Source organism: Snodgrassella sp. ESL0304 (assembly GCF_013344995.1).
GTDB lineage: Bacteria > Pseudomonadota > Gammaproteobacteria > Burkholderiales > Neisseriaceae > Snodgrassella > Snodgrassella alvi.
Genome location: NZ_JAAEDR010000016.1, coordinates 1 through 23,690 on the forward strand (window position 1 = coordinate 1; position 23,690 = coordinate 23,690).

21 protein-coding genes are annotated in these 23,690 nt (G+C 40.5%); 1 reads left to right on the forward strand and 20 read right to left on the reverse strand.

All coding sequences use genetic code 11. The features are described 5' to 3' along the window. Positions 1-170 (reverse strand): VENN motif pre-toxin domain-containing protein (locus GYX91_RS11250; protein WP_370520387.1); only part of this gene is annotated, 170 nt, incomplete at its 3' end. On the opposite strand from GYX91_RS11250, the gene GYX91_RS11100 reads away from it, so the two are divergent. Continuing rightward, a complete protein-coding gene (locus GYX91_RS11100; RefSeq protein WP_238791336.1) occupies positions 121-294 on the forward strand; it encodes a hypothetical protein in 174 nt (57 codons plus the stop codon). The two genes, GYX91_RS11250 and GYX91_RS11100, sit on opposite strands and share 50 nt — an antisense overlap. A 989-nt stretch (positions 295-1,283) precedes the next feature. On the opposite strand, the gene GYX91_RS09125 is transcribed toward GYX91_RS11100, so the two are convergent. The 19 genes from GYX91_RS09125 to GYX91_RS09215 form a co-directional block, all read right to left on the reverse strand. Then, the gene (locus GYX91_RS09125) at positions 1,284-1,985 is read right to left on the reverse strand and encodes a hypothetical protein (RefSeq protein WP_174830650.1); all 702 of its coding nucleotides are present in this window, start codon (positions 1,983-1,985) and stop codon (positions 1,284-1,286) included. Between the two features lie 103 nt (positions 1,986-2,088). Next, entirely contained in the window at positions 2,089-2,526 is a 438-nt protein-coding gene (locus tag GYX91_RS09130; protein ID WP_084561234.1) for a hypothetical protein, read from the reverse strand. Between the two features lie 211 nt (positions 2,527-2,737). After that, positions 2,738-3,127, reverse strand: a complete 390-nt coding sequence (locus GYX91_RS09135) for a hypothetical protein (protein ID WP_146207627.1) — start codon at positions 3,125-3,127, stop codon at positions 2,738-2,740. Between the two features lie 258 nt (positions 3,128-3,385). Then, positions 3,386-3,775, reverse strand: a complete 390-nt coding sequence (locus GYX91_RS09140; protein WP_174830651.1) for a hypothetical protein — start codon at positions 3,773-3,775, stop codon at positions 3,386-3,388. Positions 3,776-4,000: 225 nt separating this feature from the next. Next, on the reverse strand, positions 4,001-4,279 hold the full coding sequence (locus GYX91_RS09145; protein WP_143555317.1) for a hypothetical protein: 279 nt from the start codon (positions 4,277-4,279) through the stop codon (positions 4,001-4,003). A gap of 233 nt (positions 4,280-4,512) precedes the next feature. Continuing rightward, complete coding sequence (locus GYX91_RS09150) at positions 4,513-4,773, reverse strand: hypothetical protein (RefSeq protein WP_174830652.1); 261 nt, start codon at positions 4,771-4,773, stop codon at positions 4,513-4,515. Positions 4,774-4,953: 180 nt separating this feature from the next. Continuing rightward, a complete protein-coding gene (locus tag GYX91_RS09155; RefSeq protein ID WP_174830653.1) occupies positions 4,954-5,391 on the reverse strand; it encodes a hypothetical protein in 438 nt (145 codons plus the stop codon). A 211-nt stretch (positions 5,392-5,602) separates the two neighbouring features. Then, on the reverse strand, positions 5,603-6,040 hold the full coding sequence (locus tag GYX91_RS09160) for a hypothetical protein (RefSeq protein ID WP_174830654.1): 438 nt from the start codon (positions 6,038-6,040) through the stop codon (positions 5,603-5,605). Positions 6,041-6,249: 209 nt separating this feature from the next. Next, positions 6,250-6,687 (reverse strand): hypothetical protein, encoded by a 438-nt coding sequence (locus GYX91_RS09165; RefSeq protein ID WP_174830655.1) that lies wholly within the window; start codon positions 6,685-6,687, stop codon positions 6,250-6,252. A 209-nt stretch (positions 6,688-6,896) separates the two neighbouring features. Then, complete coding sequence (locus GYX91_RS09170) at positions 6,897-7,286, reverse strand: hypothetical protein (protein WP_174830656.1); 390 nt, start codon at positions 7,284-7,286, stop codon at positions 6,897-6,899. Then, positions 7,267-15,426 carry a hemagglutinin repeat-containing protein gene (locus GYX91_RS09175; protein WP_174830657.1) on the reverse strand — a complete coding sequence of 2,720 codons (8,160 nt, stop codon included), beginning with the start codon at positions 15,424-15,426 and terminating at the stop codon, positions 7,267-7,269. The genes GYX91_RS09170 and GYX91_RS09175 overlap by 20 nt, the downstream gene beginning before the upstream one ends. Positions 15,427-15,491: 65 nt before the next feature. Then, the gene (locus GYX91_RS09180; protein WP_174830658.1) at positions 15,492-17,264 is read right to left on the reverse strand and encodes a ShlB/FhaC/HecB family hemolysin secretion/activation protein; all 1,773 of its coding nucleotides are present in this window, start codon (positions 17,262-17,264) and stop codon (positions 15,492-15,494) included. A gap of 490 nt (positions 17,265-17,754) precedes the next feature. Further along, positions 17,755-18,354 (reverse strand): nitroreductase family protein, encoded by a 600-nt coding sequence (locus GYX91_RS09185; RefSeq protein ID WP_084550066.1) that lies wholly within the window; start codon positions 18,352-18,354, stop codon positions 17,755-17,757. 350 nt (positions 18,355-18,704) lie between these two features. Next, positions 18,705-19,007: an AzlD family protein gene (locus tag GYX91_RS09190; RefSeq protein ID WP_078475007.1), complete on the reverse strand. Its 303-nt coding sequence runs from the start codon at positions 19,005-19,007 to the stop codon at positions 18,705-18,707. Then, positions 19,000-19,707: an AzlC family ABC transporter permease gene (locus GYX91_RS09195; protein WP_341463821.1), complete on the reverse strand. Its 708-nt coding sequence runs from the start codon at positions 19,705-19,707 to the stop codon at positions 19,000-19,002. Before GYX91_RS09195 ends, GYX91_RS09190 begins: the two co-directional genes overlap by 8 nt. A gap of 486 nt (positions 19,708-20,193) precedes the next feature. Next, a complete protein-coding gene (locus tag GYX91_RS09200; protein WP_084552807.1) occupies positions 20,194-20,847 on the reverse strand; it encodes a YiiX/YebB-like N1pC/P60 family cysteine hydrolase in 654 nt (217 codons plus the stop codon). Positions 20,848-20,947: 100 nt separating this feature from the next. Then, positions 20,948-21,406, reverse strand: a complete 459-nt coding sequence (locus tag GYX91_RS09205; RefSeq protein WP_078475004.1) for a hypothetical protein — start codon at positions 21,404-21,406, stop codon at positions 20,948-20,950. 146 nt (positions 21,407-21,552) lie between these two features. Then, positions 21,553-22,392, reverse strand: a complete 840-nt coding sequence (locus tag GYX91_RS09210) for a MurR/RpiR family transcriptional regulator (protein WP_084547476.1) — start codon at positions 22,390-22,392, stop codon at positions 21,553-21,555. Between the two features lie 237 nt (positions 22,393-22,629). Next, on the reverse strand, positions 22,630-23,622 hold the full coding sequence (locus GYX91_RS09215) for a nucleoside hydrolase (RefSeq protein WP_174830659.1): 993 nt from the start codon (positions 23,620-23,622) through the stop codon (positions 22,630-22,632). Positions 23,623-23,690: the final 68 nt, after the last annotated feature.

Consider the following 23,690-nt stretch of genomic DNA (forward strand, 5'->3'; position numbering starts at 1 on the left):
TTCAGTTTTTCATTTAATATTTTTTCCTGAGTGTTAAGTTTACTTTCCCCCTTACTGTTACGAAGTGCATTATTATCAACCGCCGTATGCCCGGCCTGATTCCCCTGTGCCACATCAGCCATGCTGCTGCCTACTGCCGCTCCTGTTGCTGCTCCAGCCAGCCCTATGATTGATGAAACCGTGGCTTTTTCATCTGCAGTTAAATCTTTTGATTCCTTGCCATACAGCCATTTCGATACTACCGGCGCCAGAGCTTCTGTTCCTGCTACTATTCATCCTATACTGTTTGTTTAGGAAGACTGATCTGCCCTATCAAATTTAATAGTTTTAATAAACGATTAAATTTAACCATTATTTAATATATGACAATACAATTTGAATTGCCCAGTTGACAAAATAAATTTTTAGATAATTCTTTATCATATCCTAAGCAAGACCATATAAACTGATAATGAATAATACATGTTAAAAGATCTGCATCCTCCGGCAACGGTAACGATAAGTATTTATTAAACATTTTAGCACCACATTCATCAGATTCTTTTTCTGTGAATATACTTTTCGGAGATTGATGGCTTATTCCTGTTTTATGTTTAAACCATGTCAGCCAATTATACTTTCCTTTCATATAAATATTTGAAATATCAAAAAGATAAGCACTATCGTACTCAAGTATATTTCTTTTTAATCCAGATTCACTTATTTTCTTTTCTATAAATCTTAGGAATTAGATTATATATATCACCAACTTGATCATAACTATAATCAGTTACTTTATCAAAATAATCAGTATAGTTTTTATACTCATCAGACGTGCACTTTCCTGTATAAAAACACTGGTCATATTTCTCCAATTGACAAAAAAATTTCTTTTGTTCTCTTATATCAAAATCTTCGGCCTGTACTGGCCTTTCCGCTATAAAAACCAGTACAAATATCAAAAATATACTTTTAAAATAATTAAACATTAGATTCTTTTGTTTTATTTCATAGGTTGTCCATTTATCATTCTGAAATGTGCTTTATACGTTATAGGATTTCCCTGAGGGTCAAAACTATTAACCCAAATATCATAATAACCATTAGCATCAGGTTTTAATGTTGTTTCTTGAGGAATACACAGATTAAAATACGTCTATTCTATGACATTAAACTACTTAATTATCTGTATTGAGTGTATTTTTATCAAAACTGTTTGTAAATTATACAGTTTTAGCAAAAAATTTTATAACAGACAACAGTACAGCTCCGCTATGGCTTATGATGAATATCATTTCTTATTATTACCATTTAATCTCACATTTTTTTCCTGATTGACAGAATAAATTTTTCATTAAGATTTTGTCATCTGGTTGGCACCATGGGTCATTAATTCGATAATTAAAAAAGCAGGTCTTTACATCAGCATCTTCTGGCAACGGTAAAGATAAATATTTTCCAAACATTTTTACTCCGCAAGCCTCCTTATTTTTTAAAAATATATCTTTAGGTTTTTTATAACTTATTCCAGTATTATTTTTATACCATGATAACCATTTATATTTTAAATCAATATATGCGTAGGCTAAATTACTTACAAAAGTACCATTATAAATTATGTAATGCGGAAAGTTTTCACTCAGTTCATCATTACCTGCCCATTGATATATATCAGGAAGTTTATCATATAAAGATTTAGCATTTTGATTGATATCACCGGTAATTTTTATAAAATAATCCGTATAATTTACATAGTCTTTATAATCACACTTTCCTGTATAAAAGCATTGATCATACTGCTCAAGTTTACAGAAAAATTCCTGTTGTTCTTTTATACTAATTTGTTTTGCAAATATTGATTTGTTAAAAAACATTAACAATATAATTAAAAAAAATTTTTTTGACTGTATTAACATTATTTTCTCTCTTGAAATATACTGACTTTCCTTTTTTTCTTCAACAACACCAATAACTTGATTATTTATTTTATCTATATAGCGTATCAAAATGCTTTCTTGAATTTTTGTCGTAAATACAGCCTTGTAATTAATCTTTTTATGCTGATATTATAAAATTAAATACAGGGCTGATATATCAGGCAACTAACACTTACATGACTCTTTTACCTTTTGCTCTTTGCTCTTCATCATGTTTTCTTTGTAGTACTCCACCATAGGATTCATAAGTTGGTGTACCTCTGTCTATCATACATCTACTAAACATAGCTTGATTCCATACTCCATTTGGATAACCGGCTCTTGCAACCCGGTTTTCCGGCTTATTTGCTAAATCTAAACAATATGTTTGATTTTGCTTTCTTCGCTCTTGCATTTCTGGTGATTCAGAATTGTAATATTTTTCTCTATCTTTTTGTGCTTCTTTAATCGCATATCTTTCAACATAGTAGCCATTGTACCAGTCGGAGATACTGCAGCCAGTCAGGAATATGCCGATACCGGTCAGGATGAGTAAGCGGATTTTAACAGTTCCGATCTGCATAATATTTCTTTCCTTCAAATTCAAAATAGCATTTGCCATGGATTTCATGAATCGGTATCTGTGTGGTGCTGATTACTTTATGAGGTAAGGCTATTTTCTTGTATTTTTGAGTACAATAAAAACTCTTATCTATTCTTTTATTTCAGTTTTACTAGTATGCGAAAGACATCTTACAGATATCAATACAGCCCTGTGTTCAATTTTCTAATATTACTATTATCAAATTAAACACAGGGCTGATATATCAGGCTAGCAACACTTACATGACTCTTTTACCTTTTGCTCTTCGCTCTTCATCACGTTTTTTTTGCTGCATTCCCGCCCAGGTTTCATATGTTGGTGTCCCTCTGTCGTACATACAGTTAGTATACATACCCGAATTAATAACACCGTTTGGATAACCAGCCCTTGCAACCCGGTTTTCCGGCTTGGATGCTAAATCTGTACAATATATCCGATTTTGCTTTCTCAGCTCTTGCATTTGCGGCGATTCAGAATTGTAATAATTCTCTCTACTTTTCTGTCCTTCCTTAATCGCTGATCTTTCAACATAATAACCATTGTACCAGTCGGAGATACTGCAACCAGTCAGGAATATGCCGATACCGGTCAGAATAAGTAAACGGATTTTAGCGGTTCGGATCTGCATAATATTTCTTTCCTTCAAATTCAAAATAGCGTCTGCCATGGATTTCATGAATCGGTATCTGGGTGGCGCCGATGATTTTATGCAGTAAGCTATTTTCTTGTATTTTTCAGTACAATAAAAACTCTTATGTATTCTTTTATTTTAGTTGCTCCAGTATGCAAAAATCATCTTTCAGATATCAATACAGCCCTGTATTCAATTTTCTAATATTACTATTATCAAATTAAATACAGGGCTAATATATCAGACTAGTAACACTTACATGACTCTTTTACCTTTCGCTCTTAGCTCTTCATCATGTTTTCTTTGTAGTACTCCACCATAGGATTCATAAGTTGGTGTACCTCTGTCTATCATACATCTACTAAACATAGGTTGATTAAATAATCCATTTGGATAATCATCTTTTGCAATCCGGTTTTCCGGTTTAGCTGCTAAATTTAAACAATATGCTTGATTTTGTTTTCTAAGCTCTTGCATTTGCGGTGATTCAGAATTGTAATAATCATCTACTTTTTTTTGTATTTCTTTATTCGCCGATCTTTCAACATAGTAGCCATTGTACCAGTCTGATATACTACAGCCACTCAGGAATATACCGATACCGGTCAGAATAAGTAAGCGGATTTTAGCGGTTCGGATCTGCATAATATTTCTTTCCTACCAATTTATACTAATATTTATCATGTAATATCCAATGAAATAGTTATTGGTTTTATCAATTATATCAATGCATTTATTACCTTATTTTATATAGATTTCAAACAAGTACCCGCCACTCTCACTTTTACTTCTTTCCCAAAGTTTATTTCTATTATGAAATAAACCAATAATGATAATGTCATTGTTATAATTAATGCTTATCCAAATTTATTATTTCTTAAAACGTTTTATATAATCTCTGTAATAGGGATTTTCTACGGGATGATCAGTATAATTTCCATTCGCATCAATATAGCGTCCACGTTCATCTACCAAATATTGTGCAGGTGGCTCAGCATACCAGCCAGAAGGATATACTACTACCCGACTACCCTCATATCCGTTTAATGCTAGCAGTTTCTCAAATCGTGAAGCATCTGTACTACATCCACATAATATACACAATATAATAAATCCAACTAAGCTAAATTTCTTAATATTACTTGCCACTTTATACTCCATTTTTGTCTATTTAAAAATTGTCTGAGACTAATAAACTTTCTCTCATACATGCTATTGAGGCAGGTGTATAAACGTTAATCAACCACTCATTTTCAGCTTAATCATTGCTGCTAATGTCCAGCTTGACGCGTTTTAGAAACTTATAGCTGAGTCCATTCAATTATCCAAGCACAAATTCATATTTATCAGGAATATAAATCTAATATGGCACTCAACAATTTTTAAAAACCTTTTCTCTTCATACATTCTATTGATGCAGGTGTATAAACGTTAATAAGCCATTCAGTCCTCGCTTCAGAACCCCGGGGGGCATTTGGCTTAGGTACAGTTAATTGAAGCTCATCAAAACATTCCTGATCAGCTTTCTCTCTTGCTGGTGATGACCAGCCCGGACCATTCCAGAATCTTATAGCTGCCTCCATGCAACCCTCCAAGCACAAACACATACTTAACAAAAATACAATTTTAATGCGGAGTTTCATGATAATGCACTCCTTCCTGAGGTTTAGTTTGCCTTACCAGAATAGGCTAGTTTCTTTTATTTCAGTTGCACTAGTATGCAAAAATCATATTTCAGATATCAATACAGCCCTGTGTTTAATTTTCTAATATATTACTATTATTAAATTAAACACAAAGCTGATATATCAGGCTAGCAATACTTACATGACTCTTTTACCCTTCGCTCTTAGCTCTTCATCATGTTTTTTTTTCTGCATTGACGCCCAGGCTCCATATGTTGGTGTTCCTCGATTCTTCATACAAATTTCAAACATACCTTGATTCCATACTCCATTTGGATAACCAGCTCTTGCAACCCGGTTTTCCGGCTTATGTGCTAAATCAGAACAATATTTGTCATTTTGTTTTCTCAGCTCTTGCATTTGCGGCGATTCAGAATTGTAGTAATTATCTCTATCTTTTTGTGCTCCTTTAATCGCTGATCTTTCAACATAGTAGCCATTGTACCAGTCGGATATACTACAGCCACTCAGGAATATTCCTATACCTGTCAGAATAAGTAAGCGGATTTTAGCGGTTCGGATCTGCATAATATTTCTTTCCTTCAAATTCAAAATAGCGTTTGCCATGGATTTCATGAATCGGTACCTGCGTGGTGCTGATTACTTTATGAGGTAAGGCTATTTTCTTGTATTTTTCAGTACAATAAAAACTCTTATATATTATTTTATTTCAGTTTTACTAGTATGCGAAAGACATCTTACAGATATCAATACAGCCCTGTGTTCAATTTTCTAATATTATTATTATCAAATTAAACACAGGGCTGATATATCAGGCTAGCAACACTTACATGACTCTTTTACCTTTTGCTCTTAGCTCTTCATCATGTTTTTTTTTCTGCATTCCCGCCCAGGTTTCATATGTTGGTGTTCCTCTGTCTTCCATACAATTTTCAAACATACCTTGATTCCATACTCCATTTGGATAACCATCTCTTGCAACCCGATTTTCCGGCTTATGTGCTAAATCTAAACAATATGTTTGATTCTGCTTTCTCAACTTTTGCATTTGTGGCGATTCTGAATTGTAATAATTATTTTCATCCCTTTGTGACCGAGAAATTGCTGATCTTTCAGCATAATAGCCATTGTACCAGTCGGATATACTGCAGCCACTCAGGAATATGCCGGTACCGGTCAGAATAAGTAAGCGGATTTTAACGATTCGGTTTTGCATAATATTTCTTTCCTTCAAATTCAAAATAGTGTTTGCTATGGATTTCATGAATCGGTATCTGCGTGCTGCCGATGACTTTTGCAGTAGACTATTTTCTTGTATTTTTCAGTACAATAAAAACCCTTATCTATTCTTTTATTTCAGTTGCACTATTATGCAAAAATCATATTTCAGATATCAATACAGCCCTGTGTTCAATTTTCTAATATTACTATTATCAAATTAAATACAGGGCTGATATATCAGGCTAGCAACACTTACATGACTCTTTTACCTTTTGCTCTTAGCTCTTCATCACGTTTTTTTTTCTGCATTCCCGCCCAGGTTTCATATGTTGGTGTTCCTCTGTCTTCCATACAATTTTCAAACATACCTTGATTCCATACTCCATTTGGATAGCCGGCTCTTGCAACCCGGTTTTCCGGCTTTTTTGCTAAATCTATACAATATTTGTCATTTTGCTTTCTCAGCTTTTGCATTTCTGGCGATTCTGAATTGTAATAATTAGCTTCTTTCTTTTGTGACTGAGAAATTGCTGATCTTTCAACATAATAACCATTGTACCAGTCGGAGATACTGCAGCCGCCCAAAAATATTCCGATACCTGTCAGAATAAGTAAGCGGATTTTAGCGGTTCGGATCTGCATAATATTTCTTTCCTTCAAATTCAAAATAGCGTTTGCCATGGATTTCATGAATCGGTATCTGCGTGCTGCCGATGACTTTTGCAGTAGACTATTTTCTTGTATTTTTCAGTACAATAAAAACCCTTATCTATTCTTTTATTTCAGTTGCACTATTATGCAAAAATCATATTTCAGATATCAATACAGCCCTATATTCAATCTTTTAATATTACTATTATCAAATTAAATACAGGGCTAATATATCAGGCTAGCAATACTTACATGACTCTTTTACCTTTTGCTCTTCGTTCTTCATCATGTTTTTTTTTCTGCATTGAGGCATAAGATTCATATGTGGGTGTGCCACGATCTTCCATACACCCAATAAACATAGCTTGATTGACAACACCATTTGGATAACCGTCCCTTGCAACCCGGTTTTCTGGCTTAGATGCTAAATCTGAACAATATTTGTCATTATGCTTTCTCAGCTCTTGCATTTGCGGCGATTCAGAATTGTAGTAATTATCTCTATCTTTTTGTGCTCCTTTAATCGCTGATCTTTCAACATAGTAGCCATTGTACCAGTCGGATATACTACAGCCACTCAGGAATATTCCTATACCTGTCAGAATAAGTAAGCGGATTTTAGCGGTTCGGATCTGCATAATATTTCTTTCCTTCAAATTCAAAATAACGTCTGCCATTGATTTCATGAATCGGTATTTGTGTGGTGCCGATGACTTTTTGCGTTCTCCGGTTGATTGTTGTCATGTTTCCCTGCCGGTCTACCAGACGAATATTCCCATCTTCGCCGATTACATATGCCTGAGCAAGTGTTGGATTAGGAAATAGTTTATTTTCATCCTCATAAAGTTTTTGTACAGTTTTTTCAACTTTTTCAAATTCTGGATTTGGTAGACGTTTACCAGTGTTTTTATCAAAATAGAACTGACCAAATGGATCTGTCAAATAGGGTTCAAGGTAATAAGCACCGTTATAACTGCTGTGACTGTAACATGCGCCCAGCGGATTGCCCTTACACTCTCCTGCTGTAGCAGGATTGAGACCTACCAGCCTGCCGACAAAGTCGGTATTGTGATTACCCATGAAAAAGCTACTGCTGATGCCATATTCATCCACATAGCCGTTTTTGCTCAGCATTTTGAAATAACCCGGCGCATGTGCTGCCGGCCCGAGAAATTTGGTTTTTTCTATAGGAATACCGGTTATGCCTAATACATTCTGCAGATAAGCCAGGCTGACTTTTTCAGTCATTGAGCCCCTGCTATGATCATTGGTATCAATCAATGTATTGGTTTTTTTGGCCAGCATTTTTAATTCAGCATTGGTTTTTTCTGCGTTGGTTAAGGGCAGCCGGCCTCCCAGCCACTCGTTAAGTTTATCGTAAAAAGCATAACCACCTACCTCACCCAGCCCGGGGATAACCTCTACAACAGGATTGTTGACTACAACATACAATTTACCATTAGCCGCTGCTTCCGGATTTTGTTTTACTGCATTTCTAAAGGCGGCTTCTTCGTTGTTATAAATTCCCGGATTTGAGATTTTTACTATTGTGCCATCCATGATTTCGCTGTAGTCAAAGATCTGGATCGCTTTCCCGTCAAACGGAGCGCCTTTATTTTTTTCATTACTTAATTTACTTTCTTGAAGATCTGCAATTGCATCATTAACGTTATTTATGTCTTTACACTGATACTTTGCAGCCTGATCCGAACAGGTAACTTTGTAAACTTGTCCGGCGGTTATGTGCCTGGCGGCATTCTTGGCATAGTCAGCATGCAGGGCTACTGTTTCCAGGGCAGCTGTACCTATATCGCCGGCCCATAATATACCCAGTGCAGTATCAAGATAGGCTATATTCTGCTCCATCCTGCGAGCTTCTTCTTCTAATTGTATGCTTTTTTCGGTTCTGTAGCCGCCATGTTTAAAGCGTTCTATTTGAGCTTCTTCATATTTTTTGCGCGCTTTTTCAAGCAGTTCTTTTTTCAGTTCCTGTCGGTTCTGATCAAATTCCTGACTGATTTCACGCTGTAAGTCGAGTTCTTTCTGTACTTTGTCTTTATCAAAGTTGTTAGTCAGATAGTCAGCTTTATCGGCGTAGTTATCGCTGGTGGTATTTGTATGGATAGCGGCAATTGTCTGGGCAGCCGTTTTACCGGTTTTCTGCTGCTGCGCCGCTTCATCAGTAATGATAATGTTAGCGGTGTTGATACCGCTATGGGTAGTACTGCTGGTATGACCACTATCGTGACCAAAACCTATTGATTTGTTTACGCCGGATCCGCCCTGATTGGCAAGATGGATGCCATTGCCTGTACCGGGCTGTTTCTGACCCAGTGAAGAACCGCTGATAGAACCGCCGCCACTGATGCCAATGCTGCTGCCACTGTAATCGCTGTGATTTTTGATATCACTGCTGGTAAGACTGCCGGTAATCAGGCTGTTTTTACCTGCTGCTTCTGCGGCACTGGCAGAAGTTATGATGGCACCTTTCAGATCTGTATTGCCTTTGACTTTAATCTGATAGCCGTCATCTCCGGCTATGATGCCGCTTTGTTCGGTTACTCCGGCATAATCGGCTTTGATTTTGCTCTTGCTGTAGCTGGCCGATCCCGATGCACCGTAGCCTACAGTAACCTGCCCGCTGATATTCTCCTGTTTACTGTCATATTTAGCTTTGTCCTGCAGGCTGGCTATGTTCAGCTCGGCTGCATCTATACTCACGCCTTTACCGATTACCTGTGCACCTATGATGTTGGTAGCACCGCCACTGCTGAGGCTGGTACTGCCGCTGCTGCTGCCAACATGGCTGTTCCGGTAGCTGGTTTCGTCTCCGTTACCATGGCCTTTACCCAGATTGCCCCCGGCTGTAACACCCAGAGATGTGCCACCAGAGCCATAGCTGATAGCCACTCCGGCATTCCAACCGCTGGATTTATTACTGCTGCGCTCGCTGTGGCTTTGTTCGGCTGCAAGCAGGTTAATTTCGTTATCTGCCTGTAAATGGGTGCCTTTGCTGCCTGCCACATCTGATCCGATGATGTTGATATTAGAGTCTTTGCCTGCGCCCGTTGCCAGTAAATTGACTGTTCCGCCGGCATTAATCTGACTGGCAGAGGCCACGGTATCTTTTGTGTGATTTTCACTGCGACTCTTCTGCTGACCAATGGTTATGCTGACACTGACATTTTGGTCTGCTGATTGATCGCTGCCAAGTTTATTCAAAGCTTCGCCTGCTTTGTAGGTATCCATACCGGCATTGAAGGCAGCCATGGCATTGACGCGGTCATTTTTACTTTTACCTACGCGGTTAATGGCAGTATTCGCAGTCTGGATGGCATTCACCACAGGTACGTTGACAGCAACGGTGAGTCCGCTCTTTTCAAAAGTATGAATATTGTCTCGGTTATGTTCATCTTGCGCAGCTGCAATATTTATATCTTTAGCCGCTATGGTTACATTACCTGCAGGTGTGCTCACACTGCTGCCGGTCTGGTTGTAGTGATTATCTGCAATGATAATGGTATCTCCGTACAGGCTGCCGATGCTGCTGCCGCTGTGAACAAGAGATTTACTGGTGGTATCGTCAGTTTCTTTCTGTTTACCGATAGTGAAGCCGATACCGCCGCTGCCCATCAGACCGGATTTAGTATCTTTGCGATACTGACGATCAGCATAATGATTTTCTGCTGCGCTGATGCTGATATCGTTACCCGCCTGCATAATGGTACCGAAATCAGAGATGACGTTACTACCGCGGATATTAATATCTTTATCGCTGCTGATGTTGATTAAAGCTCCGGTAATATTACTGGATACAGCTTCATCATGGTCGGCCTGATACTGATCAAGACTGGTTTTTTTCGACAACAGACCGCTGGATTTAATATATGTAGAATGATCCATCTCGGTTTGCTGGCGTCCTTCGCTGATATTAACGCCGTTTTTACCATAAAGGTTGATATTACCCTGAAGGCTGTTGATATCACCCTGCCTGATATTGAGTTGCTCTCCGGAAAGTATGTTAATGTCGCCGATGGCATTGATGCTGGTACCGGTTTCATTCTGATAACGGTTTATCCAGTGATTTTTATCGCTGCGGCTGCCTGAGGCCATATTGGTTGCAGTGGTCACTGTATTAAGATCGATAGTGCCCTCTCCGGAGCTAAGCTGAGTAATGCCATTCTCAGCTGTATTGGTAATGCCGGCACCGTGACTGGTAATACCGTGTATACCGGCCACACTAAGAACACTGTCTTTTTCTCCAGTGACATATAATCCTGCGGTGCGGTCAATAATGGTGCCGCCATTATGTTCATCTCCATAGCTGAAGGTAGTGCTGCTGAGGTTGATTTTATCGGCTTTCAGACTAAGCAGATCTTTACCTGTGGCCACTCCGCCATTAAAGTCGATGTTCTCTTTGGCAGTGAGACCAACTTTACTGCCGCTGATAGTACCGCTGTTGCTGATATTCTGTGCACCGATACTGGTAATATTCTGACCGGCTATGGTGCCCTGATTATTTATATTACCGCTATTTTGCAGGTTAATATTGCGGGCACTGATGAGACTGCCGTTGTCATTGACATCTCCGCTGTGAACCATCAGGTAAACTTTAGGTACGAGTACTGTCTGCTGGCTGCCATCTGCCAGAGTGACGGTCTGGCTGACCATCCACACGATGTTACTAGTCAGTTGCGCCATTTGCTCAGGGCTCAGGTCTATTCCCGGTGTCAGGTTAAATTTCTGTGCATATGCGATACCGGCATTCATCAGTGCTTTATATTGCTCTTCATTATTGCTGTAGCCTTCGAGATAACGGTAACCGGTCAGTTTAGCTATCTGCTCGTTAATCAGCCGCTGTTCATAGTAGCCGTCACCAAGCCGTTTTTGCATATTCTCGGGATTCTGCCCGAGAGCGCTGAGCATATAATCACTGCCCAGCCATTTTCTCATGTTGGTAAAGGCCGGATCAGTTTCTACCAGATAGCCGCTATTATCCGGACTGATATGATAAAGGCTGTTGTTAGGCAGTTTGGTAGTGTAATCACTGAGGGTCTGTATGTTCTGGTTGTGACTGTTAAACTGTGTCTGTGCCTTATCTTGCTGCTGTAGCTGGTTATTGTTTTGAACCTGCTCTGCATGTGCCTGATTGGTTCCTGTGCTGGTGTGTTGCTGCACTACACTGACCGGAGTCTCAAATTCATGGCTGCTGATGATAGTTTTGTTATACGAGGTTTCTCCATTCGTTTTAATTTTTCCCTTTGACAGTTTTTTATTCACATACTTATAGCCACCCTCTTTTCCATGCTCTTCTACTCGCTGCCGGCCTTTGGTTTCTTTGTTCTCCAGATTCAGATTATCTGTACTCTGCAAGGTGCCACCAACGATAATCTGGCTGTTGTCATTAAGCCAGTGTTCACCACTGACGGTTAAATCTCCGCCTATAATAATTTCTCCGGGCTGAGTTTCAGTTACTTTTTGCTTATAAATATCACGCTTGAAATCCCACCAGTGCAGTTTTGATACTGAATATTTTTTCCATACTTTCTTGCTTTTATCATTAAAGGTAAAACTGATTTTTTTTCTTTCTTCTTTATATTTACCGTCTACACCATCTACCCAGATTTCAGGGTTACCTTTCTCCTGATACTGATGAATTTTCTTACTGCTCTCCAGATATTCTTCTACGCTAAAGTGGTTATTTTGATTTTTCAATTGTTTAACTGCAATATTGCCATTACCCTGCGCTTCTATCCGTGCACTGCTGTTAGTGAGGCTTTCTGCCATACCGCTGGCCTGATGCTGCTCATTCAGAATGCCTCCGATAGCAATATCACCTTCGCTGGATAACAGAGCATGCTCTTGATTTATGATATTGGAAGCACCAATATCCAGACGGTTTCTGGCTGCTACCACTGCCGCTTTGGTTTCGGTACCGGTGTTTTCTTCCTGATTAAACAAGTTATGAGTACCGATAGCCACATGATTACCATAAATACGGCCGGTACCGATGTTGTTGATGCTGCTGCCCGACTGTATCAGTGTAGTACCGTTACTATTGAGCAGGCCGCGATTAGTAATGCTGTCAGCTGCGTTCAGTTCGGTATGGCTGTTGCTCTGAATAATCCCATTGGTCTGGTTACTGATGTTCGCCGCTTTGATAATTACGCTATTGCCGCCGGTTACGGTATGGCTATTACTGATATTTCCCTGACTGCTGATACTCAGGTTATGACCGGCACTCAGATCTGTATCAATGCTGAAATCATCAATCAGTGCAATATCTGCATCATTCCCGGCAGCAATAGTACTTTGGTTGTTGAGATTTTTGGCATGCAGACTAAGATTCTGTCCGGCAATAATCCGGCCATTATCGCTATTATCCACATGGAGATTATTGCCACTGTTATCAGTGCCGTTACCGCTAATTGATATGTCTTTAAGAGCGCTTATCTGCCCCTGCTGATTAACGAGAGACTGGTTAATTACGGCATCGATTTTTTCATTGGCACGTATAGCGCCTTGTCTGTTATTCAGATTATTACTGCTAATCCGGATGGATTCTGCATCTATTGAACCCTGCTGATTGTTTAATTCGCTACTGTATATATCTGCCTGTTTACCGGCACTGATTTTACCATTGCTGTTTTCTATGCTTTTAGCATAAATAGTCAGCTGACCATTACTGCCAATTTGTCCGTCACGATTATCTGCCTGATTTTGTATCTTCAGTTGCTGATCAGCTATGCTGCGGACAGCACCCTGCCGGTTATTCAGATTTGCTGCATCTATCCTCAGGCTGTTACTGTCTATCGCTCCGCTGCTGTTGTTCAGACTGTCTGTTTCCAGCTCTGTCTGACCGCCGCTCCACAACTGCCCGGCATTGCTGTTATCAATGTAGCTGCTGCTATTAAGCTGCAATTTGTTCTGGGCTGCTATTACGCCGCTATTGCTGTTATCTGTTTCTGCGCTGTTAATTTCTATCTGTCCGGCTGACTGGATACGACCATGGCGGTTATCCAGTACTTTTCCTGCGTACTGTAACTGCTCGCTGCCGCTGATTTCACCCTGCCGGTTATCCAGCCGGTCAGTTTTGATTTGTGCCTGTCTGACAATCAGTTTGCCCTGAGTATTATCCAGCAAATCTCCGCTTACCTGAAGGTGATTCAGATGCAGATTAGCATGGTTACTCAATCCGTTATGAGCATTAAGATCGATGCCGCCGTTACCTGTAATCTGCCCGTTATCATTGATAATTTCCTGCCGGCTGATGATTTGTCCGGCTGCAAACTGTTTAGGCTGGCTGAGCGCAGGTTTGGTCTGACCTGTTGCTGTTGCACTGCTTGGCGGATTGGTATTACTGTCTGACGGTTCTCCGGTGTTAGCCGGTTTGTCAGGGGCTGGTTCTGTGCTGCTTTCTGCTGGTGCATAACCAATCAGACCGTTGTTTTCGTTGCTTAGTTTATCTGTTTCCAGACTCAACGCCTGCAAACCGCTCTGGATAATTTTGCCGTTACGGTTATGAAGGCTGTCACTGATGATGTCCAGACGGCCGCCGTTGATTTCTCCCTGATTATCCAGTTGTTGCCGGTTACGGATATTCAGTTCATCAGCACTGGTAATTAAACCACTGTTGTCCAGCTGCCGGCTCTGTAATTGCAGTTTACCCAGGCTGGAGACAGTACCGCTGTTGCTGATACTGTCAGCTTTGATGGCGGCTGCGGCACTATCTGCGCCGACACTGCTCTTATCAGCAGCAACGATGCTGCCGCTGTTACTCAGTTTGCCATCGGCACTAATCTGTACGCCACCTGCCCCGGCAAATATCTGACCGGCATTATTAATGCCGACACCTTTGTCGTTGCTGACGAGTGTGATTTTACCTGCGTACATACCGGCTAGTTTGCTACTGTCTATGGCTACCCGGTTCTGGGCTGAGTTCTCAGCCGGATAGCTGGGCGTAATTGCTCCCTGCGAAGTAATATCGTTGCTGCCGGCAATAATATTGAGATTATTTGCCCAGATGCCGGCATTGATTTGAGCAGCTTTGGTCAGGATATTGGTGTAATCACTACCCCGGCTATCCAGCCCCTGTCCGTTGATGCTGATATTGCCTTCACGTACCTGAAAACCATCCAGACTACCATTATTGAGTATGGGTTTGCCGGTAGTCAGTGTTACACCGGCAGCATTAATAAAGCCGCCTCCGTTAACATTGATTCCGGCGGGGTTTGCCATGATAACTTCGGCACGTTTACCGGCTACTTCGATGTAGCCGTTAATCCGGCTGGGATTGCTGCTATTAATCTGGTTAACGATGACTCTGGCTTCGCCTCTGGCCAGCCAGGGATTGCCCTGTACCCAACCAGCCTGCTGTGTCTGAATGCTTTTTCGGCTATTGTTGAGAATAGCACCTTTTTGATTTACATCCAGCTGCCGGTACTGATTGACGGACACGCCGCCTTTACTTGGAGTCTGAATATTTATCTGTGGTACACCATTGGCAGTTTGTAATATGGTGGGCTGCTGATTCTTAGGTGCAGATGTATCTGCGTGAATGTCGGCCGCTATGGCTCCGTTACCGGTCAGTACGCATAAGCCCAGTCCTAACAGGATAGAGCCGGTGATTAATGGCAGTTTGGCCAGCAGGCTGCCGGTAATGCTGTTACTGCTGCTGCGGTCGGCTGTGCTTTTACCTTCGCGAGTGGTGTTTTCTGCTACGGCTACCAGCATGCCTCTTTTTTTATTGAATATGATTTTATAACGGTTTTTATTCATGATTGATCCTCTTAAATCTGGCTTTATATCTTTAATTCATAGCCATTTTTTGTTTCTTTAACAATTTACATTGAATAATTAAGACTGAAGCCTACATTGGTTCTGTCCGTACGGAAGTATTGCGGTTTGTATATTGGTTTACCGGCAAAGATGTCGTAATACCATTGTCCGCCGGCTTTGATTTGTCCTTTAAAGCCGATAACTGCTCCAGCCAGTGTTTTTCCCAGCTGCATTTCAGTTGACGGCCCGGAAACGTGGCCGACATCAAGTCCGAGATATACCTGATGGCGGCCTTTGTATTGCCAGTTCAGGTTATTATTCCAATACCAGCCGCGCTCACCCATCAAGGTAACTTCGCCATCAAAACCACGCACGGTGTAACGGCCGCCAATGGAAAGCTGATCCTGGGTAATTAATGGTGTTTTGTTCCACTGTCCGTGAAAGGAGCTGTCATAGCTTAACTGCTGATTACCCAGCGTGAACGGCCACAATAAACCGGCATCTACGGTAATGATTTTCATGCGTGAAGTACCTTCACCAAATTCTTCTTCAGGTGCACGCAAACTGTTATCCGCGCCAGTACCACGCTTGTAGCCCAGCCCCAGATTGACGACGGCATTACCGATATATTCCTGATGATTCAGATTGACAGCCCAGCCTGCAGTATGACGCTGCTGAACTTCAATTTCGGCATCGTTAATAAAATTATGCGATTCGCGTTTCCATACCTTAGCGGTAACATCGATTTTGCGATGGCTGTTGCGGTAAAGCATACGGGTTAAACCCAGATCGGTATTGTCACTGTTACCACTGTAATCATAGTTTTCGTTATAACCTGCTATTGCCTGATGATAGCGGTAATGATTGCGGTTGAAGGCAATCTGCCAGTTACCGAAAGGAACTGAGTAATGCAGGGCATAGCCGTGTGTACCACTGCCGGTACGATTGCCATCACTGTCAAAATAGCTGTCTTTGCTACCCAGATCATGATTGTAGTTGATGTAGAATAAATCACTTAATCCAAGAGGATTATCTACCGATAGAGTGACACCTCCCTGATAACGTCCGGTTGAATGACTGCCGGAATCGTCTATATTGAAACTTAAACGCATTGGCACGGTACGCTGTGACCAGCTTATTACTATATCACTCTGATTGGGCTCGTCTGCCGGCACAATCTGAATATCGGCTTCAGCAGTCGGAACCCGGCGAAGGTTTTCAAGCCCTTGCTCCAATGCACGTAAATTCAGAATATCACCAGCCCTGACCGGAAATTCATTCTGAATATGGCGAATACGACCAACATGTTTGGAAGCAGAATCATCCAGATTATAACGAATAGCATGAACCCGTCCGGCAATAACACTCAGCTGTAATTGCCCGCTATTAATATCTTGCGGACTGGCCAGAATACGGGTAGTGGTATAGCCACGTTCTATAACGGCATTTTGCGCCAGAATCATAATCTGATTTATCGCTTTTCCGCCCAGACACATACCGGGCGTAAACTGACTCTGACGAAGAGCTTTTTTCAGGGCAAACTGAAAATGACCTGCATCTTCTCCGACCAGACGGATGTCCTGGATAGCAAAACAGGGAGTTTCATCTGTTATCAGTTTACCTGTTCCGGACAGATTTTCTTCCGCAGGCTGCAAATGTACGTTTACATCAGGCTGCATTTGCTGCTGGAATTGCTGCTGACGCTGCTGCTCGCGTATAATCTGCTGCTGTTGTTTCTTATCTATCTGTTCAGCCGCTTCGTTCATTGATGCAGCATTGGCTTGTAACAGACTTATCCCTAATAGATTTAACAATAAAACTGGTTTTTTTATACGCATTTATGCTTAATGAATGTTAATACTAGTTAATTTTAACGTTATTTAAAGTTAATTACAACTTTAAATATTCTAATATCATTTACATAAATATACTTAATAACTTTAGTAGTAACAGTATTTTTTATAGAAACTTGCATTAAATCGATATTAAATATTATATAAATATATGTTTTAAAATAATTTTTTTAAGTTAATTAAAATTAATGAATTATATAAAAGTTTTCAGATATAAAATTTATATCAAAATACAGTATTAGCTTTTTTTATGTTTAAATTTATATTTAATTATCAATATTAAATTAATTTATTTAAAATCTTAAAATTTTATTTTTTAATTATAATAAAAAAGCAATATTAGTTCTTATTGTTCAAAAAGGGCTAAAATTATCATTCCAAAGCGGAAAATCGATAAAAATCTGACCGGATCAGAGATATTCTGATCCGGCCGGCAGCATTTCAGAATTCATTTTATGCAGATATCTTATCTGATTCAGTAAAATACTTTAAATCGTTCCGTATCATCAATAAAGCTTTTTTCAGGGAAAGGTGCTTCATTGGAACCAAAAGGCATCATGGCACGCAGCTTCCAGCTTTCCGGTATCTGCCATTCTTTAGCAGCTGCCGCATCCGGCAAAGGGTTATAGTGTTGCAGGCTGGCGCCGATGCCGGCATTCGCCAGAGCAGACCAGACTGCAAACTGGGCAATACCGCTTCCCTGTTCCGACCAGACAGGAAACTGCTCAGCATAGTTGGGATATTGCTGTTGCAGGCTGGCGATGATTTGCTGATCTTCATAAAATAATATGGTACCGATACCAGCCGCAAAACTCTTAATTTTGGCTTCTGTGGAGTCAAATTTGTCTGCAGGTACTCTGATACGCAATTCATTCATGACAATATGCCAGAATTTTTCACTTTGCTGACCAAACAGGATTACAGCACGTGAACTTTGCGAATTAAAAGCTGACGGAGACAGTTTAATGGCTTCTTCTATTAAAGCAGTTATTTCTTCCTGTGCCTGAGTAATATTCCTGCCGAGTGCATACTGGGTACGACGTTTTTCAATGGCTTCTATTAATGTATTATTCATGTTCTTTCCTTTATCATTAGGCAATTAAATTAATAAATTAATAAATTAACTCCAACATACATTGATATACTAGCGGAAAAATTTACATCTACCCAGCCCTGCTTATCAGTACAAAAATTATTCATTTAAGATATTAATAAATTTTATTTTCTTAAAAAACAGAACATAACAAGCAAAATAAATCGGAATTGATGATAATTGCGCCGGTTTGAAGTCGTTGTTACACAGCATTTCCTTACAGGAATTGATTTTTTTATTTCCATGAAATGCCAGATTTGCGCTATCAAACAGACTGTTTTTAATATATTTTTAGAAATTATTACTGTTATTGGGTCAGGAATATGCGGTATTTAGCTGAGCAGATAGTGACGCAGAAAAGCCGTAATAGCGATACTGAACACCACTGTTGGTAACAATGAAAATCGCCACGCCAGTAATATTGTGATGATAACGGCTAAAAGATTAGCCGGATTGGTTGTGGCAAAGGCAGGAGCGATTACAGCAATCAGAACACAGCCGGGGATGGATTCAAGAACTTTAGTCAGGCGCGGACTAAGCTCACGATTGCGTAATAACAGATAACCACTGATTCGGGTGATGTAAGTAACTACCGCCATGGACAGAATAGTGAGTAAAGCTGATAAATCAATCATACGCTGCCATGATAAAAGCTACAGTTAAGCCGGATATTGTACCCAGTAATACATACCATGCACCAGGCAGAAAAAGATAGCCGGCAATCGCCGCCAGCAGGCTCACCAGCCATGGAACAGCTGCAGTAAAACCTTTCCACATTCCTTTGAGTAAAACCAGAAACACTGCCACAAAGGCCATATCAAAACCGTAATGAGTAACATCGCCAATAACCGGTCCGATAAGTGCACCCACAGTTGTGAATCCGACCCAGACGACATACAGACCTATGCCGGCACCAAGATAAAAATAATAGCTGAATTTCTGCTTTGGTGAGTTTTTCGCATCAGTAAATGCCAGTGCCCAGCTTTCGTCACACATTAAAAACAGCGCAGATAATACTTTTCGTCTGGGCAGATCTTTTAGATAAGGTGTCAGTGCCGCACTCATCAGAATATGGCGACTGTTTACCAGTAGTGTCATTAAAGCAATCAAGATTAAATGCGGGGGTGAAGTCCACAGATTAACCGCTACAAATTCGGAACCGCCGGCAAAGTTTACCGCAGTAAGCAGTGAAATTTCACCGGTACTCATTCCTTTTTGAATTGCCTGCGCACCTAAAACCAGTGAAAACGGAATAAAACTCAGCATAACCGGCAAAGCGGTAATCAACCCTCTCTTAAATTCCTGTTTTGGTTGTAATACGGCAGACGATGACACTGTTTAGTGCTTTCCGGTGTAATTTTAGTGTTGTGTATTATAAAAAGGATATTTACACAACGTAAACATAAAATACCAATATAGATAATGAAATACAGCTTAAGCGGGTGAACTCGGTACAAATAAATAATTTTATGCAATAATAATATTATATTTCTGAATTTTTTATGCAAGTTAATTACAATTCGATTATTTTATCTATTCGCTTTTCTATTCTATTAATAGAATGATGCTGTATTGATGTATAAAATTCTGTCTTTAAAAATACATTTGTCATTTTGCTAATCATAAATATAAGACAGCTAACTCGGTATAAAATTTTTTGATGCTATTAGTTTTCATTATTCAGGAATAGTACGGATATCTGTATTAATCCGTTTATCTGACTCGTGATTAGTGATTGGTTAATTTGGTATGTGCCGGATAAAGTTTAGTTTCTATAATGAAACAGACCAGCATAATTAATGCCGGTCTGTTGGTTAATAACTAATAGTAATGAACAATATCAATTAAATCAGAGCGGGACATATCGCCCGGATTATTTCCAGGCTGACCCTCAGGTATCGGAATACCCATTTTCTGGAAATGTTTTACCCAGTAATCAGGAAATTCACCAGTATCTTTAGACTTAAAGGTCATTGCGCGTAATGGGAATACTTCCTGCCCGTTGTTGGCTTCCTTGAATATCTGATAAATCAGCTCAGAACAGTAATACTGATCGTTGGTGATATCAAAGGCATCATCGTATTTTTTACCTACTTTTTGCTGTGCATAAATCAGAGCAGAAGGAATCAGTGCCTGATAAGGTGCTTTCAATCTGCCCACTACTGCTCGCGGCTGACATTTTTTTTTGGGATGCAGATATGTTTTCAGTGATGTGATACGGACTTCAGGAGTGGTGGCTTCAATAACAAAATACTGATTTGGGTTTTTCTGCCAGACAATTCCGACATGAGTAAAATTGTATCCGGTCAGACCACTGGTAGCAGCCTTAATGGCACTATTCATACCGCCGTCACAATTTTCCAGAAAAATAAGATCACCATTTTGTGGTTTAAAGGATTTTTGGGCATAGACATTCAGGCTGAAAAATAAACTGCACACCAGAGCCAGCAATAAACGGATAGTTTTTTTATTCATGTACAAACCATATCTTATTAGTAAATAATGATTAATTATACTGCATATACATTGATTAACCAGTTTTTATAGAATTTAGGCTGTAAAGTACGCTTTTAAATCAATCGGTATTTTTACCAAGCTTGCGCTGGAAAATACGGTAGCTGGCTGCAAATGCAGCAATAGCCGCACCAATCAGCGCACCACCGATAAACATGGAAACTAAATCAACAGTTTTGCCCACATCCAGACTGTCCAGTATCTGTTTAGAACTCAGTTTCTGGCTGCCCGGGCTGCTCATGCCTTCAATCATATGGCGATTATTACATTTGGGCAGCAAGACATTCTGATCAGCAGCCTGTGGAAATGTTTGTCTGACTGCTGTTTCACACTGCTGAATCTGTGCCGGCGTAACCAGATTAAACCAGCCTCCGATATACAGCCCTCCGGCAAGCAGACAAATAGCAATAATGCCTACCAGAATGGCAGAGCCTCTTTTCTGCTGCGTAGCCGCTTCTGAATTTTTAACGTTTTTCTGCTGTTCGGTCTGACGTTTAATTTGACGGGTTTTGTTACTCACTAGCGCTCATTTCGTTGTAATAATTTAAGATAAATACCGTGCCTGAGGGGACAATGCACAAACCCGCTGACAACCGGCAGAAACTTCATACAGGTAATCATATTGGCTGATAGTGAATCATACTAAAAGCTGTCTTTCTGCTGAAATTAGTGTTGTAAAAATTTCAGCTTAACTCCTGCCTTGGTTTTTGCCAGCATTTCGCTTACATTTTCGCCCAGATGCAAGGCCAGGCCGATAGTCAGCATATCAACTACCATCAGCTGCAGCAGACGGGAAATCATCGGGGTATATTTTTCGCTGTCTTCAGGGGTAACAACACTAATGACACAGTCACAGGCTTGTGCGACGGGTGATCCGGCACGGGTAAGAGCGATTACTTTTGCACCGTTACCCTTGGCAATTTTAATTGCATCAAGTAAATCTCGTGAAGAACCTGAATGCGAAATAACAACCAGCACATCTTGTGGTGACAATACGGCAGCAGCCATCAGCTGTACATGACTATCGGTATAGGCAACTGTAGACAAACCAAAACGGAAAAGTTTGTGCTGAGCATCCATTGCAACAATACCTGAATTGCCTGCACCATAGAATTCTATACGGCGCGCTTTGGCCATCAGCCTGACTGCGGTTTCCAAGTCAGCCGCATTAAGAGATTTACGGCTGCCAAGCACTGTGGCTGCGGTACTGGCTATAACTTTATTCAGCACGTCCTGCATAGAATCTGTGCTATTGAGTTCTTCATGCACATATGGCATGCCGTCATGACCGATACTGGCAGAAAGATTGAGTTTAAATTCAGGTAACCCGCTATAGCCCATGCTGCGGCAAAAACGGATAACCGTAGGCTGGCTGACACGTGCCTCTTTAGCAATATTGGCTACAGCTGCGTGTACAAACCACTTAGTCTGCGCCAGTACACATTCAGCCACCCGACGTTCTGCTGAAGATAATTCAGGTAATTTCTGACTGATTTTGGCTAACATTATGCTCTCCTGTTTTGTTGTCGCCACAAAACAGGAAGAGAAATATTGATAATTAATTTATACATGGTAAACCTGCTGATTTCTCTTGTATTGCGTGCCTATGCTAACACTGAAATAAACAAATGCAATATTCTGATGCGGATTATCGTTATCATGATGGTTATTAAAACCATAAATATTTATTATAGCGGTATTAGAACAGATTTTTGTTATTACTGTAAGATATTCTGATATTTTCTAGCAGCGATACTGACCTAATGCATTAAATATAATTTCAAGTAAACGCTGATTATCTACCTGCTCCATTACATTAACAGGCTGATGACTGACCGGCGGCATACCGACAGTCAGTCTGAGTGCACCCTCTTTCCAGCGACGGCTGCTGGCACGGGTACAGTCTCGCGCAGTGGATACATCAACAATATAAGGTGAGCTGGTAACAATGCTTTCATCAATCAGCTTGGCGACACACAATACATCATGAATCCAGCAACCGGCCAGCTGGCGTGTCTGAATAGAATAGTCTATCCACGGACGTGATGTACGGACAATAAAATCTGCAAGCGGATTGGCAAAGCTCTGAAGTTTATCCAGATCCTGATGGGTGAGCAGTGTCTGTGTAGTTACGTCCAGCGGTGCAAGGGTAATATTGGCTCCACTTTCGATAACAATTTTGGCTGCTTCAGGGTCAACAGCGAAGTTGGTGTCCTTAAGGTAGCTGTCCAGCTGAAATACACCGCCCATGATGACAATTTCGGCAACAGACCGGGCAAAATCAGGATAAAGCTGGATGGTATGGGCAATATTGGTTAACGGACCAATAGCCACCACGGTAATTTCACCGGGGTTCTTACACACCAGTTCACCAATTGCCTGAGCCGCATGTGGCGCACTGTGATCATTTAATGGCGGCAGCGGTGGCAGATTGTCCCATAAAGACAATAATCCCTGTTTGCGTACATTATTATCCAGTTGTTCTCGCCATGGGGCAGCCGGTTCAAGTAATGCCTGAGCAGCTCCTTTTACTACCGGGATGCTTTGATTCAATTCCTGCATTAATTGGTGCGCTACCTGAAAACCGGTATCCCGTGGTGTATTACCGGCCACAATGGTAATCAATTCCAGTTTAATTGAATCTGCAGCCAGTGCCAGCGCCAGCGCCAGCCCGTCATCTACATTCGCGCCTGCAATACCATTACCGGGATCACAATCAATTACGATACGCTTCATAAATATTTACCTGTGCTTCAATTATAACGGAGTCAGTAACTGACTCCGTTATTGGTGATTCTATCAAT

Excerpts from the sequence above, each read along its gene's own strand:
- GYX91_RS09150 (WP_174830652.1), bottom strand. The coding sequence starts at position 4,773 with ATGAAACTCCGCATTAAAATTGTATTTTTGTTAAGTATGTGTTTGTGC.
- GYX91_RS09140 (WP_174830651.1), bottom strand. The coding sequence starts at position 3,775 with ATGCAGATCCGAACCGCTAAAATCCGCTTACTTATTCTGACCGGTATC.
- GYX91_RS09210 (WP_084547476.1), bottom strand. The coding sequence starts at position 22,392 with ATGTTAGCCAAAATCAGTCAGAAATTACCTGAATTATCTTCAGCAGAA.
- GYX91_RS09190 (WP_078475007.1), bottom strand. The coding sequence starts at position 19,007 with ATGATTGATTTATCAGCTTTACTCACTATTCTGTCCATGGCGGTAGTT.
- GYX91_RS09175 (WP_174830657.1), bottom strand. The coding sequence starts at position 15,426 with ATGAATAAAAACCGTTATAAAATCATATTCAATAAAAAAAGAGGCATG.
- GYX91_RS09170 (WP_174830656.1), bottom strand. The coding sequence starts at position 7,286 with ATGCAGATCCGAACCGCTAAAATCCGCTTACTTATTCTGACAGGTATA.
- GYX91_RS09165 (WP_174830655.1), bottom strand. The coding sequence starts at position 6,687 with ATGAAATCCATGGCAAACGCTATTTTGAATTTGAAGGAAAGAAATATT.
- GYX91_RS09185 (WP_084550066.1), bottom strand. The coding sequence starts at position 18,354 with ATGAATAATACATTAATAGAAGCCATTGAAAAACGTCGTACCCAGTAT.
- GYX91_RS09135 (WP_146207627.1), bottom strand. The coding sequence starts at position 3,127 with ATGCAGATCCGAACCGCTAAAATCCGTTTACTTATTCTGACCGGTATC.
- GYX91_RS09160 (WP_174830654.1), bottom strand. The coding sequence starts at position 6,040 with ATGAAATCCATAGCAAACACTATTTTGAATTTGAAGGAAAGAAATATT.
- GYX91_RS09180 (WP_174830658.1), bottom strand. The coding sequence starts at position 17,264 with ATGCGTATAAAAAAACCAGTTTTATTGTTAAATCTATTAGGGATAAGT.
- GYX91_RS09215 (WP_174830659.1), bottom strand. The coding sequence starts at position 23,622 with ATGAAGCGTATCGTAATTGATTGTGATCCCGGTAATGGTATTGCAGGC.
- GYX91_RS09130 (WP_084561234.1), bottom strand. The coding sequence starts at position 2,526 with ATGAAATCCATGGCAAATGCTATTTTGAATTTGAAGGAAAGAAATATT.
- GYX91_RS11100 (WP_238791336.1), top strand. The coding sequence starts at position 121 with ATGCTGCTGCCTACTGCCGCTCCTGTTGCTGCTCCAGCCAGCCCTATG.
- GYX91_RS09155 (WP_174830653.1), bottom strand. The coding sequence starts at position 5,391 with ATGAAATCCATGGCAAACGCTATTTTGAATTTGAAGGAAAGAAATATT.
- GYX91_RS09200 (WP_084552807.1), bottom strand. The coding sequence starts at position 20,847 with ATGAATAAAAAAACTATCCGTTTATTGCTGGCTCTGGTGTGCAGTTTA.